Source organism: Pusillimonas sp. MFBS29 (assembly GCF_020687695.1).
In the GTDB taxonomy this organism is placed as follows: domain Bacteria; phylum Pseudomonadota; class Gammaproteobacteria; order Burkholderiales; family Burkholderiaceae_B; genus Pusillimonas_C.
Map to the genome: position 1 here is coordinate 537,714 of NZ_JAJEWL010000001.1, position 12,958 is coordinate 550,671.

At 56.4% G+C, this 12,958-nt stretch carries 13 protein-coding genes; 6 read left to right on the forward strand and 7 right to left on the reverse strand.

From position 1 onward, the window contains the following. Positions 1-731: 731 nt before the first annotated feature. Positions 732-1,283, reverse strand: coding sequence for a hypothetical protein (locus LKR43_RS02575; protein WP_227682267.1), 552 nt, complete (start codon positions 1,281-1,283; stop codon positions 732-734). 161 nt (positions 1,284-1,444) lie between these two features. On the opposite strand from LKR43_RS02575, the gene LKR43_RS02580 reads away from it, so the two are divergent. Next, positions 1,445-2,320 (forward strand): pirin family protein, encoded by an 876-nt coding sequence (locus LKR43_RS02580; RefSeq protein WP_227682268.1) that lies wholly within the window; start codon positions 1,445-1,447, stop codon positions 2,318-2,320. Between the two features lie 7 nt (positions 2,321-2,327). Here the strand turns inward: LKR43_RS02580 and LKR43_RS02585 are convergent, their stop codons facing one another. Then, the gene (locus LKR43_RS02585; protein ID WP_227682269.1) at positions 2,328-3,026 is read right to left on the reverse strand and encodes a glutathione S-transferase N-terminal domain-containing protein; all 699 of its coding nucleotides are present in this window, start codon (positions 3,024-3,026) and stop codon (positions 2,328-2,330) included. 77 nt (positions 3,027-3,103) lie between these two features. Next, complete coding sequence (locus LKR43_RS02590) at positions 3,104-3,664, reverse strand: YkgJ family cysteine cluster protein (RefSeq protein WP_370632052.1); 561 nt, start codon at positions 3,662-3,664, stop codon at positions 3,104-3,106. Between the two features lie 145 nt (positions 3,665-3,809). Here LKR43_RS02590 and LKR43_RS02595 point away from each other — a divergent pair, with 145 nt between their 5' ends. Together LKR43_RS02595 and LKR43_RS02600 are read left to right on the forward strand one after the other, a co-directional pair. Next, entirely contained in the window at positions 3,810-4,601 is a 792-nt protein-coding gene (locus tag LKR43_RS02595; RefSeq protein WP_227682270.1) for an outer membrane protein, read from the forward strand. A gap of 22 nt (positions 4,602-4,623) precedes the next feature. Then, the gene (locus tag LKR43_RS02600; protein ID WP_227682271.1) at positions 4,624-5,748 is read left to right on the forward strand and encodes a zinc-dependent alcohol dehydrogenase family protein; all 1,125 of its coding nucleotides are present in this window, start codon (positions 4,624-4,626) and stop codon (positions 5,746-5,748) included. A 10-nt stretch (positions 5,749-5,758) separates the two neighbouring features. Here LKR43_RS02600 and LKR43_RS02605 read toward each other — a convergent pair whose 3' ends face one another. Beyond that, entirely contained in the window at positions 5,759-6,700 is a 942-nt protein-coding gene (locus tag LKR43_RS02605; RefSeq protein ID WP_227682272.1) for a 3-hydroxyacyl-CoA dehydrogenase NAD-binding domain-containing protein, read from the reverse strand. 31 nt (positions 6,701-6,731) lie between these two features. After that, positions 6,732-7,322 (reverse strand): hypothetical protein, encoded by a 591-nt coding sequence (locus tag LKR43_RS02610; RefSeq protein WP_227682273.1) that lies wholly within the window; start codon positions 7,320-7,322, stop codon positions 6,732-6,734. Between the two features lie 119 nt (positions 7,323-7,441). Between LKR43_RS02610 and LKR43_RS02615 the strand changes: the two genes are divergently transcribed. The 3 genes from LKR43_RS02615 to LKR43_RS02625 all read left to right on the forward strand — a co-directional run bounded on the left by LKR43_RS02615 (position 7,442) and on the right by LKR43_RS02625 (position 11,463). Then, positions 7,442-7,807, forward strand: coding sequence for a hypothetical protein (locus tag LKR43_RS02615; RefSeq protein ID WP_227682274.1), 366 nt, complete (start codon positions 7,442-7,444; stop codon positions 7,805-7,807). Between the two features lie 379 nt (positions 7,808-8,186). Further along, positions 8,187-9,395, forward strand: coding sequence for a diguanylate cyclase (locus LKR43_RS02620; protein ID WP_227682275.1), 1,209 nt, complete (start codon positions 8,187-8,189; stop codon positions 9,393-9,395). 28 nt (positions 9,396-9,423) lie between these two features. Beyond that, the gene (locus LKR43_RS02625) at positions 9,424-11,463 is read left to right on the forward strand and encodes a TonB-dependent receptor domain-containing protein (protein WP_227682276.1); all 2,040 of its coding nucleotides are present in this window, start codon (positions 9,424-9,426) and stop codon (positions 11,461-11,463) included. On the opposite strand, the gene LKR43_RS02630 is transcribed toward LKR43_RS02625, so the two are convergent. Both LKR43_RS02630 and LKR43_RS02635 read right to left on the reverse strand, forming a co-directional pair. Further along, positions 11,453-12,514, reverse strand: a complete 1,062-nt coding sequence (locus tag LKR43_RS02630; protein WP_227682277.1) for a tyrosine-type recombinase/integrase — start codon at positions 12,512-12,514, stop codon at positions 11,453-11,455. The genes LKR43_RS02625 and LKR43_RS02630 overlap by 11 nt on opposite strands. Before the next feature lie 120 nt (positions 12,515-12,634). After that, positions 12,635-12,958 (reverse strand): DUF4351 domain-containing protein (locus LKR43_RS02635; protein ID WP_227682278.1); only part of this gene is annotated, 324 nt, incomplete at its 5' end.

A 12,958-nucleotide genomic window follows, 5' to 3' on the forward strand; every position in this document is an offset into this window, starting at 1 on the left:
TCATCGAGGCGGCCGCAAAACTCGTGCGCTCGGGCCAGTGGCCCGAAAGCGCGCACTCAAACAATTGCGGCCTTGCACCCTCGATGAAGCCAGCACCAGCGGCGTGCTCGAATCCCTCTCTATCCGGTGCCAGACACCACGTCTTTAACAATCCATTAACTGTGCGGGTGTGATGGAACTGTGCGGGTGTGATGGCCGCATCATATCGTTCCAGCGGCATCGATATAGACCGGGCGTATCGATATATCCAGACCGCCGTATGACGCATGCGTTTTCGCGCCCAGACCTGTGCATGATGCTGGCGCTTTCGTAACCAGCCCGCCGCATGACGCCGACGATGTGGGTGGCTGCGGCAATTATCTGTGTTCTGCTGTGCAGGGGGGTCAGGCGGGCTGGAGCGAGATTTGAGCGCGCCGCTGCGTAAGCCTCAAATGGGGAGGCAAGTGCGCGCTGTTCGAGCCCGGCGTTTATGGACAGCCAGTGGCTGTCCATTCGGGCGAGTTCGCGCACGCCCCGTTTGAGGCTTGTGCAGCGGGGAATCCCGTCGCAGACGGGATCGCAGCGATTCGAGCGCAGGCCCGCCTGACCCCCCTGCACAGCCTCAAGAACCAGTAAATGCTCAGCGCAAATTTCCTGTGCAGCCTTAAGAACGGGTAGTGCTGCGGATGCACACGGCCTGTGTGCCATGCGCTGGGGAATTGATCGATCAGTTCACCGATCCGCCACTTCGATCAATCGTCCTGGAAATGCGCCTTGATGATGGCATCGAACGCCTGTTCCGCCGACATGCCGCCGCGCATCAGCTGGCTGATATCCTGCGAATACCTGGCGATACCGTCAGGCAGATAGTCCCGGTTTTCCTTGAAATAAGCGTATTTGTCCTGCTCCACCGTGTCTACGGGTACAGCCGGGGCGCTAGGTGCGCGAGGGCTTGAAGAACGCGGTGTGGACGAGCGCGTCGATGAACCTGCGCTGCGGCTTACCGTCTTGCGGCCATCATTTGCCAGCGTCGCCTTGATCGTTTGCAGCGAATAAACAGTGCTCATTTCGTCGCTGACGTTGCCATTCTCGTTCAGGCGCATCAGCAAGTGCCTGCAGTCAAAACCCATCTTCAAGTCGCGGGCATTGATGACCTGATAGGCAGGTACACGATTCTTCTTGTGGGGCATTTCAAACTGGATTCTATCGCCGTAAGAATCCATTTTTTCTATGACTTCCTTGAGGAAGTCGGGTGACAGCGAACTGAGTTCGCCATTCCAGCGTTTGCTTCTAGTAGTAGCCAAGATACTTCTGCTTCCAATGGGGTTGTACAAAATCGTCGAAATTGTACTGCGCTTCTTTATTTGTAATAAAAATGGAACAATTATTTTCGTCAGGCACGTCTAGTTCCAAAAATCAAGGATAACTATAATCAAAGACATTACAGCGCTTTCTGGAGATTGTTATGTCTACCCGTATTTCGTCCGCTCCCGACACTGTCACCCAAGCACGTGCGGTTGAGCGGCTGGTGCAAGGTGTGGCCACGTCTGATGGTGCGGGTGTGAAGCTCACGCGGGTACTGACGCCAGACCTGCAGCGCCGGTTGGATCCATTCCTGATGATGGACAACTTTGGAACCGATAATCCCGACGACTATATCGGTGGCTTTCCCGACCATCCGCATCGTGGCTTTGAAACCATTACCTACATGATAGAGGGCCGTATGCGCCATCGTGACAGCGGCGGCAATGAAGGCTTGCTGGAAAACGGTGGTGTGCAATGGATGACGGCCGGCCGTGGCCTGGTGCACTCAGAGCTGCCCGAGCAGGAAGCCGGGCGCATGGAAGGATTTCAGCTATGGCTGAATCTGGCCGCCAAAGACAAGATGTGTGAGCCCGGCTATGTAGACATACAAAGCAATGACATTCCCGAGATCGAGGTTGGCGATGGCGTGGTTGCCAGGCTGATTGCCGGCAGCAGTCACGGTCAGGCTGGTGCCATGCAGCGTGAACTGACCGAGCCGGTATACATCGACGTGGTTTTCAATGGCGCCGGTGAGTTCAGCCAGGTGCTGCCCGCCGCGCACAATGCCTTTGTCTATGTGTATCGTGGCCAGGTGCATCTGGGTGACCAGGAGGTCGGGCTGCATCGCATGGCCATACTGAAAAACAATCCCGAGGCCGACGGCGTGGTAATTCGCAGCGACGGCCCGGCACGTGTGTTATTGATTGCCGGGCGTCCGCTCAATGAGCCGATTGCGCAGTATGGCCCCTTCGTGATGAACACGAAGGAGGAGCTGTATCAGGCAGTGGCCGATTACCAGGCCGGCAAGTTTGTCTGAATTGGCTTCAGGCGGGAATCAGCAAACCTTTTTCCACGGCCTTGCGTGAAGTGAACGCCTGCAACACGCGTTGCACTTCATGGAAGTCCTGGAAGCCCACCAGCTCGCCGGCCTCGTAGAAGCCGACCAGATTACGCACCCAGGGGAAGATGGCGATGTCGGCGATGGTGTAGTCATCACCCATCATCCATTGCTTGCCGGTCAGATGCTGATCCAGCACACCCAGCAAGCGTCTGGACTCGGCTACATATCGGTCGCGGGGGCGCTTGTCTTCATATTCTTTGCCGGCAAACCGGTGAAAAAAGCCCAGCTGACCGAACATGGGGCCTACGCCACCCATCTGGAACATCAGCCATTGCAGGGTCTGATAGCGTTGCGCGGGATCTTGCGGGAGGAACTGCCCGGTCTTGTCGGCAAGATAAATCAGGATTGCACCAGACTCGAACAGCGCCAGGGGCTTGCCTCCAGGCCCGTCAGGATCCAGGATCGCGGGAATCTTGTTGTTGGGATTCAGCGACAGGAACTCGGGCGACATCTGGTCTTGTGTATCGAAGCTGACCCGATGTGGTTCGTAAGCCAGGCCGGTTTCCTCGAGCATGATGGATGCCTTCACCCCATTGGGGGTGGGCAAGGAATAGAGCTGAATACGATCGCTGTGCCGGGCCGGCCATTTCCGGGTAATGGGAAAATCAGAAAGGTCTCTCACTTTACATCCTTCAAACAGAGTGCTGGAGGGCAGGCGGGTTGTCGCCTTGCCTTCCATCGTAACAGCCCGCGTGCTTGCTATGCAGCGATGTCCTGGCGGCGTGGTGGCGTATGTGTGGGTGTTTCGTCGTCGTCATCGCCAGGGCGGCGTGGCAGCGAAGGCAGGCCAATCGCATTGCGTACGCGCTGGCAGTCGGGGTTCGGGGTGCCGTCGTCCAGCCATGGCGAAAACTCCCGGCAGGGCGAAGGCCGTTGTTCATAGATGGCGCAGTGTATGCCATCGTGGCCAAGCTCGCCGCGCAAGGCCACACAGCGCTGCCCACCGTATTCCGTACCTTTCATGCAGGCGCGCAAAGGTCCAACCTGGCTGACGAATTCAGCGGGCACCGTGCCGCCGCCTTCGCCGGCCACTTCACCGCAATAGAATGAGACGCGAAAGTGTGCGCAGCAGGCTCCGCAGCTCAGGCAAGGGTTACACGAGGTGTTGTCGTTGGCGGCGCCGTTGCGCGGCGCTGCGCCGCGCTCGAGCACTTGGGCCTGGATGCCAGCCGTGGTGTTGACGGGGCTTTCGGGCACACTGGCCCGGATATCCGCAATGGCAATGATGCGGCGTTGCGCAGGTTTGCGCGCTGATTTCATGATGGGCGACGCCCTGAAAAAAATGGGAAGCAATTTTAAACCAGTTGCCGGGTGATTTCTGAACGAGGTTGGCATCCTGGGGCCTAGCCGTTACCATTTCATTGGTAAGCATTTATTGCAGAATAATTCGCTCACAGGAGGCGACATGCGGCAGCTTATTGTGGCAGTGATATTGTGCACGCTGGGGGCAACGCCCGGCATGGCACAAAAGGTGGCTGACGATGCAGGCCCTTATTTTGGTGCTTTCGGCGGACTGGGCGCCGTCTCATCGGCCAGCATGCAGCAAAAGGGCGCTGTTCATCTTAATCAACACTTTTCCTTGCCCATCAACGCACGTGGCGCCACCGACGACGGCCATGCTCATATGGCAGGCCTGCAGGCCGGCTATGAATGGAGCCCGTGGGGTCCGGCATCGGCAAACTGGGGTGTGAAGCCGGCTGCCGAACTCGAAGGGTTCTACATAGGCCGGCATACCTCTGTTGGCGAATTGCCTGTCATGCCGCGCTTTTTGGGAACCCAGTATGTTTACTTTCCCATGTCGGCCGGCGTGGTACTGGCCAACGCCGTCTTCACATTCAAGACACCTTACTCCCACAAGATTTTTCCCTATCTGGGCATCGGTGCCGGGGCTGCCTTTACGTCGGTAAAGGGCAGTGATTCGGCCAATCCGCTCGAGCCAGGCATCAATCACTTTAACTCTGATCCTGATGCGTCCGACACGGCTTTTGCCATGCAACTGAAGGTGGGTGTCAAGGGCCAGCTCAGTAAAAACCTGTACCTGTTCACCGAATACCGTTATCTTTCCATCAGTTCCACCAGCTATACCTTCGGGGCGACCGATTATCCGGGTTTGCATTTGCCTACGGCCAGCTGGCATGTGGGGCTGGGTCGCCAGCATTACAACTTTGTAGTGGCTGGATTACAGTACAAATTTTAGCCATCACCCAAGGATAGTGCTGATGAAAACACGTGCGGCTTTATTGCGGGAAATGGGGGTAGCCGGTCCCTATGCTCAATCCAGGCCAGTTGTGATTACAGAGGTCGAGCTCGACCCGCCGGGGCCGGGCGAAGTCCTCATTCGCATCAAGGTGGCCGGGCTTTGCCATTCTGATTTATCGGTCATCAATGGTGACCGCCCGCGAGCACTGCCCATAGTGCTGGGCCACGAGTCGTCAGCCGAGGTGGTGGAAACCGGTGAAGGCGTCAATGACCTGCAGGCGGGTGACCACGTGGTGATGGTGTTTGTGCCCAGCTGCGGCTGCTGCGCACCCTGCACCAGGGGCCGGCCGGCGCTGTGCGAGCCCGGAGCGCTCGCAAACACCCGGGGTACATTGTTGTCGGGCGAGCGCCGCCTGCACCTGGGCGATGAATACCTTAATCACGCCACGGGTGTATCGTGCTTTGCCGAATATGCGGTGGTGTCGCGCCGGTCGTGCGTCCCGATAAAAAGCGATATCAGCCATCGTGAAGCGGCTCTTTTTGGTTGTGCCGTATTAACCGGTGCGGGCGCAGTGATCAACCGTGCCCGCCTGCAGGCAGGCGATACCGCCGCGGTCGTGGGTCTGGGCGGTGTGGGCCTGAGTGCCTTGCTGGCGGCAACCGCGTCAGGTGCGCGCCGCATCGTGGCGGTTGATCTGTCTGATGAAAAGCTGCAGCTGGCGCGCGAGCTGGGTGCCACGCATCTGGTTAATCCCGGCCGCATCAGCAGCGATGCCGACTTGCTCGAGGCTGCCGGCGGGCCTGTGGATTATGGCTTTGATATGGCCGGTGCCGTGCCGGCATTCGAAACTGCCTATAAGCTTACGGCGCGTGGTGGTTCCACCATTACGTCGGGTCTGCCCAACCCTGGTGCGCGTTTTCAGCTGCCGTTGGCGCAGATGGTTGGCGAAGAGCGCGAGATACTAGGCAGTTATCTGGGCTCGGGTGTGCCCGCCATCGACATCACGCGCTACATTGATCTGTACAAAAATGGTCGCTTGCCGGTCGACAAGCTGCTGGGCAAAACCTTTACCCTGGATCAGATCAACGAAGGTTTCGATCATCTGGCATCGGGCAGCAGCCTGCGCGATGCCATTGTGCTTTAGCGCAGCGGCTTCAGGGCAGCAAATCAGACTGTGCCTTGAGCTTGAGCAGCGTCAGCAGCAGTTCATCGCGCTGTGCGACGATATCAGCAAGGTTGGCTGTGCCCAGTTCCTGATCCACACCGGCGATCAGCAGTTGGTTCAGCTCGGGGTTCAGTTTGACCTCGCCCAGATCTGCCCACCAGTCTTCCACCGGAGGGCCAAGGTGTTCAAGGAAATGTTCAATGCCGCCTTCGCCGCCCGACAGATGCACATTCAGGAAGGGACCCAGCAGGGCCCAGCGCAGGCCCGGTCCGTGAGCAATGGCAGCATCGATATCGCTGACCGATGCAACACCTTCCTGAACAAGGTGGAAGGCTTCGCGCCATAACGCAGCCTGCAGGCGGTTGGCCACATGTCCCTTTACTTCACGGCGTATATGTATGGCTTTTTTGCCCAGGGATTCATAAAAACGCATGGCCTTTTCTATGGCCTGGGCAGACGTCAGGCGCCCGCCAACGACTTCAACCAGCGGGATAAGGTGGGGCGGGTTGAAGGGGTGACCGATGAGTACTCGTTCCGGATGCTGTGCCGCGTCCTGGATCTGGCTGGCCGGTATCCCTGACGAGCTGGTTGCAATCAAGGTATCGGCAGGTGCAGCCGCACTGATTTGAGCCAGAGTCGCACGTTTGATATCGAGACGCTCGGGGCCGCTTTCCTGTATGAACACCGCGTCTTGTACAGCGGCTTCCGGGCTTGCATGAAAGCTGAGGCGCTCGGGCGATGCATCGTCAGTCATGCCCATGCGTTCCAGCGTTGGCCACCAGGTTTGAACCAGCTTGCGCAGCCTTTCTTCAGCACCCGCCGCAGGATCGGTGGCTGCGACGTCGTAGCCTTTGGATAAAAAGCAGGCGGCCCAGCTTGCTCCGATCACGCCTGTGCCGACGACCGCAATTTTCTTGTTTGTATCGTTCATTTCAAGCCTTCAACAGCACTGCAGGACTGCATTAATAAAGAAATTGATAGTAGCGCACTATCCAGAGAATTTGGGCGGTCAGGGCGCAGACAACGAAGAAATAGTGGAAGTAGCGGTTGCGTACGAATATGGCGGTCAGGCAGAGCAGAATCATGATGCTTTGCCGTGCCAGATAGACCGTTCCCAGGGCATGGAAATGATCAATGCCTTTCCATAAGGTGTCGAATACATCAACGGTGAAAAGTGCCGCGAGCAGCCCGTAGAACCATTTTTGCCTTGAATGAAAATAGTCGGCAAAGCTGAGGTGTTCTTCCTTGCGGTCAGGAAACAATATCGTGCAGATCAGGAAAAACAATGCCGCATAAAAGATCAGGAACAGATAGAGTTTGAAGGACCAGCGCACAACACCATGCAGCGAGAACTGGAACCACCAGAAATGAATGACTGCAAAGAAAAGGAACAGCACCCAGCCCATATGCACTGGATAAACTCGTTCGCGCCCGGCGTGTTGTACAAACATCGCCAGCCCCGCAAGCAGCCTAGTCAGACTTAACCCCATGATCACGCCCAGTATTATTCGTATGTGTACCAGTTGATCAGGGTGGGGTGCATAAGCTTCCATACAGGCTCAGTCCGGTGGTTGTTGTCGGCGGGTTAAGGTTGGACACGAAATGTTATGGAAGCTTAAACATACGTCGTTCCTTTGTCACTCATGTTTGGTACCGGGCGGCACATTATTTTTTGAATAAGAATATGGAAGGCGAGGCGGTGGTGGTCGACACCACATCGAATGAAATCGTCAATCGCTTTGATCTGGGCGCGGAACAACCGTTGAATCTGGCCTACGACAAGGTTCATAACCGTCTGCTCCTGGTGGATCAGGGGCATCCCAAGATGCTTGAGTTCCAGAAAAAGGACATGCCCGGCTACGAATCGCGCCGCCCCGGCAGCAGGGTGGTTGCCATAGACCTTGCCACGGGCAAGACCGTGGCGCTGAAGGCCAGTACCGGAACCGTGTTCGTAACCGTGAAGAACGCCAAGGGTGCGCCCGAGGGCAGCAAGGAAAGTGTGGCACGAATTGCATTCCAGTCAGTATGGGTGGATTGAATATTTTTGTAATATTTTGATAATTATTTAATTTTAAATTTCTGTAGAATGTGACCACTTGAGCAAGATCGCCGGATGACTTTGTGCGATCAATGCTGTTAGCGCGTGTTAGCGACGCGTAGTGGTTACACCCATCGATTGTCTTCACTAGTACCGGGGCTTAATACCGGGGTTCAGCATTGATCGCACAGCGCCATCGAGGTGTTGCGCACTTATCTGCCGGCAAATTCTTGAAAAACCGGACTTTTTGTATTCAAATGATAGAATCTGTGTGAAAATAATATGCGTGCACACGTGAAGCGCGCCTTTGCAGGATATTGGTTTCAATAAGTAACCATCGAAATCTTGCCGGGCGCTCCGTGGTTAGGGGATTTCCGCCTTGCATTTGACCACCAACCAGATTCTTACCTTAACCAGCCCGGCGGTTGCCTTGCTGTTTTCCCTGGGCTTTGTATTTGCCTGGAATTACGGGCGCAGGCGTGCCCGCTACCTGCTGTTCCTGGCCGCTGCATTTTCTGTCTATGCGTTGGCGATGGCCTCGCAAATCCTGTTCATCCCCCCGAATGCCGGGGCGAACACCTTGGTATCGGGCGCGCTATACCTGATCAGCCTGTTTCTGCTTTTCCGTGGTATTGCCAGACGATACAGGGTGCCTTTTGACGGCATGTTTTATGGGCTGGCAAGTATTGCCACGCTACTGGCCCTTGCTTACTTCTACTATGCGCAATGGAATCTCCTGGCTCGTATTTATATTCTGAATTTCAGCGTGGCAGGCATGGTGCTGCTGTCGGTGTTCAGGATACGCCGCATCAGTCGCGGCATACCGATTGATCGCACGTTCTTCTGGATTTATTTGTTGTTCGGCATCAGTTTTGTTCCGCGTACGATTTTATCGATTACCAAGGCAGCTTCAGCGGGGTCCACAATCGGAACATCGCCGTACTGGATTGTGATGCAAATAACACTGCTGCTGTTTATGGTCGTGCTGGCAATGGTGTTGCTTGCGGGGGCGATGCTGGACATTATCAGCGAACTGCAGCATGACCGGAACATTGATGATCTGACCAAGCTGCATAATCGCCGCAGCTTCGAAGAACAAGGCAGGCGCGAGATCCAGCGCTGCCGCAATGAGTCAATTTGCCTGGTGCTGTGTGATCTTGATCACTTCAAGTCCATAAACGATACCTACGGCCATCACGCAGGCGACACCGTATTGGCGGAGTGCGGCAATATCATCCGGCGCTGCATACGCAAGAATGATATCGCAGGCCGTTTTGGCGGCGAGGAGTTCGTTGTGCTCATGCCCAATACCACGTTGGTCGGGGCGGCGCGTTTCGCCGACAGGGTGCGCGAGGAACTGGCGGCTGCGGATTTCCCTGCCATGTCGGTAGGGCAGCCTGTCACGGCCAGTTTCGGGGTGGCCGAACTATTACCCGGCGAGACCCTTTCTGGTTTGTTTCGCCGGGCGGACAGCATGCTTTATACCGCAAAGAACGGGGGCCGGAATCGCGTCGTATTTGATCGCGCAGGCATTGGTCTGGCACATGATCCGGAGGACATGAGTGATATCGTTCCGCTGCGCACCTGAAACTTGTTGCGTCGTGCTTGGTGGGGTGATGACAGTCTTTACGTCCTTGTGCGTTGGACAGGATCTGGAAGTCACGAATTTCGCGCCTGTAGTCGTGCAGGGCTTGCAGCATGGCACTGATGCCGACCTGATGTCGGCGCAACGCAGCCTCAGGAATATTCCGGGTAACGTGTCGATCGTGCAGGCAAGTGAGTTTCGTGATGCCGAGGTGATGGGCGTGCGTGATGTCTTGTCTCGAGTGCCTGGCGTCTATGCCCAGAACCCTTCTGGCCAGATAAGCGCCAAGGTGTCGATTCGGGGTTCGGGCCTCTCGGCCTCAAGCGGCATGCGCGGCATACGCCTGTTGCGTGATGGCCTCCCGCTGGGCCGCGCAGACGATCTGGGCGAAAGCATTTACGCCGATCCTTTTGGTGCAAGCTATATAGAGATTTTTCGGGGTGCCAGCTCTTTGCAGTATGGTGCAGCGACACTGGGCGGTGCCATTAATCTGGTGTCGCCCACCGCTTACTCACATCCGGGCCATGAGCTGCGGGTAGATGGTGGTTTGAATAACTATACGCGGGCACAGTTTCGCGCCGGCAAGATCTTCGAGAACGGACTGGATGCATATGCGTCGGTGTCCCGGGTCAATGGCGATGGGTTTCGCCAGAACTCAGCGCACACGGCAGAGCGATTCTATGGCAATGTGGGTTACCGGTTCAGCCCCGAGTCTGAAGGGCGTTTGCATATTACCCTCGAGCGTTATCACGTTGATATGCCGGGTGCGATCACATTGGATCAGCTTCAGAGCGACCCTTCAGTTGCCAACCCGACCCACCTGATGGCCCATGCGCAGATCCGCACGACGCCACGCTGGCATCTGGCTTACCAGCACGACTGGCTGCTGGGTCTGTCCGATAAATTTTCGCTTGGAACGTTCCATACCGGCACCAAATTCGATTCCCAGACACAGTTGGGTGTTCATTACGATGCCGTCGACTACGGCGTTTCGATGCGACATGAGATTAACCGCGAGCTGAGCGGGCACGATAACCAGTTCATATGGGGCGCAAGTTTCAGCCGGGGGACCAGCCATAATCAGACCCATACACCTGATTACTGGCCCGGTGCATTCATGCAGCTCGAGTCTATTGATGCGGCACGTTCTACGGTGGAGCTGTTTGCCGAGAACAGCTTTAAGGTAAGCCCCGATCTGGCCTTGATTGCCGGTGCTCAGGCCACCTGGGCCAGGCGCCGAACAGACAATCAGGCGCTGACACCGCTTGGCTCGCTCAGCTATCCGGCGGGCCAGGCCTATGCCAACTATTCTGGCTTTAACCCCAAGCTGGGCGTCGTTTGGGATGTCGGCGGTGACAACGCTCAAATATTTGCCAATATTAGTCGCAGTTTCGAGCCACCAAATAGCGTTGCATTCCATACGCGGGCGGGTAAGCTGAGTGCGCAGCGCGCAACCACGTTCGAAATCGGTACACGAGGAGGCGATGCGCAGTTCGGGTGGGATCTGGCACTATATAAAAGCTGGCTGAAAGATGAGCTGCTGGAAATGCCGGTGCCGGGTAATCCTGCCGCTCCGCCCATGGCCTACAACGTTGCCTCAACCCGGCATACGGGGCTGGAACTGGGCTTGCACGGAGAGTTCAAGACAGGCGCAGTTCCCGGGAAAATCGCGTGGAATCTGGCCTATACATGGAATCATTTCCGATTCCATAACAATGAACGCTATGGCAATAATGCCTTGCCCGGCATTCCCGAGCATCTGGCCAGACTTGATCTGGTCTACCACCATCCTGACGGCTTCTATGGCGGTCCCAACTTCGAGTTCGCCTCTGGGTGGGATGTGGATCAGGCCAATACCCTTGTCGCACCTGGCTACGGAATCATTAATTTTACGCTGGGCTATGCCGCGCCCAAAGATCGATACCGCGTTTTTATTGATGTTCGGAATCTGGCCGATAAGTACTACGCCACATCAACCGACTATATGGTAGATGCCCGATATCAGCCGCAGAATGTTTTTTATCCGGGGCAGACCAGAACTGTTTTTGCGGGCTTGCAGCTTAACTGGTAGGTGGTGAGCCGCGGGAGTGTTCGGTCAGCATGTCTTTGATAGCGTTTGGTAGCTGCTCGATGCCGGCCTGCTCGAGTATCCATTTCTCGTATTTGGCATGCCACATATACAGCAAGTCGACAGGACGCACACGATAATGTCGTTCCGCTGTTGCGCTGGGTTTATGACCCTGGATTTGCGGAATGACACCAGCAGGAATTTCCAGCCATTGCGCCAGGCTGCCAAAGCTTCTGCGCAAGCCGTGTATGGAAACATGGGGAATTCCTGCCTGGCGCAAGACCTTGTCGTGGGCAGCACGCGGTTCTTGTATGCGCCCGCTGGCGGCAGTGGGGCTGCTGAATACCCATGGGTCATCGGGATGCGTTTCAGGCCGGCGCCTTAGTTGATTCAGCAGCGCAGCCACATAAGGTGTTAATGGAATGACTCGCGTGCCGGCTACCTTGTCGGCAATCGTCATGCGTTGCCAGGTAAAGTCCACATTCGCCCAGCGCAGGGCAGCGATTTCCTCGCGGCGGGCACCTGTGAGCAGTACGGTTTGCAAGTACGCCGCCTGCACCGGGTTCTTCAGGTTGCGCACGTGTTCAAACCACGAGCGCAGGTGTTGTCGTTCGAGCGCATCCTGCCTGACCCTGGCGCCGGGCACTTCGTCTTTAACATAGGGTTTGGTGCAAGCTGCCGGCACGATTTGGTTCTCGTAGGCGGGGCGCCCGGTGCACCAGTTGATGAAAGCACGCAAGCGAACAAAGCCTGCACGTGCAACGGCGGGCCGGTGACGTTGCTGAATCAGCCAGCGCTCCACGGCCTCGGCATCAATTTCCGATAAGGGCAATTGCAGCAAGTCGTATAGCGGCCCTGGCTGGGTAGTGCTTGCCTGACCAGGCCTGCGGCCCCTGGCTTTTGGCTTGCCTCCGGCAGTGCACAGGCGTTCGTGTTCCAGCAAACTACGGGCGCTCCATCGGTGGGAGCGCGCCTTGATATAGGCATGCCAGGCGTTAATGGCTGGTTCGGTATGTTTGTGTGCGTTGCCGTGAGCGGCGTGATCCTGTGGCATGCAGAGTTCTGTATTAAGCCGAAAACTCTACTGTGGATCCCCAGGAACTGTTGAGCCAGAGGCGACGAATGCGAATGTCGTATCGTATCTATGGCAGTGGGCAATTAAGCCCAAACGATGTCATTTGCTGTCGAAAACCTGGTTTAACGACTCGGCTTCAAGCAGGTTCAGCGACCAGGCTTCAAGCTCGTTCGATGTGGCTGATTTCAGGCGTTGCTGAATCGAATCGGGTAGCGGACCGAATTTTCTGTTGAGCAGACTGTGCAATATAGAGGCCTGGCCTTCCTTCAGTCCTTCCTGACGTCCTTCTTGACGTCCTTCTTGTCGTCCTTCTTCTCGTCCTTCGGCCAGCCCTTCCATTTTCCACTGGTGGGTCCAGGAGCGGGAGTGTTCGGTAAGCATGTCCTTGATCTCCAGTAAGTCGTCGACCTGCGGTAGATCGAC

Bases quoted from the DNA above. Each gene is read 5' to 3' on its own strand.
- LKR43_RS02580 (WP_227682268.1), top strand. From the start codon at position 1,445: ATGTCTACCCGTATTTCGTCCGCTCCCGACACTGTCACCCAAGCACGT.
- LKR43_RS02590 (WP_370632052.1), bottom strand. From the start codon at position 3,664: ATGAAATCAGCGCGCAAACCTGCGCAACGCCGCATCATTGCCATTGCG.
- LKR43_RS02595 (WP_227682270.1), top strand. From the start codon at position 3,810: ATGCGGCAGCTTATTGTGGCAGTGATATTGTGCACGCTGGGGGCAACG.
- LKR43_RS02600 (WP_227682271.1), top strand. From the start codon at position 4,624: ATGAAAACACGTGCGGCTTTATTGCGGGAAATGGGGGTAGCCGGTCCC.
- LKR43_RS02605 (WP_227682272.1), bottom strand. From the start codon at position 6,700: ATGAACGATACAAACAAGAAAATTGCGGTCGTCGGCACAGGCGTGATC.
- LKR43_RS02610 (WP_227682273.1), bottom strand. From the start codon at position 7,322: ATGGAAGCTTATGCACCCCACCCTGATCAACTGGTACACATACGAATA.
- LKR43_RS02625 (WP_227682276.1), top strand. From the start codon at position 9,424: ATGACAGTCTTTACGTCCTTGTGCGTTGGACAGGATCTGGAAGTCACG.
- LKR43_RS02630 (WP_227682277.1), bottom strand. From the start codon at position 12,514: ATGCCACAGGATCACGCCGCTCACGGCAACGCACACAAACATACCGAA.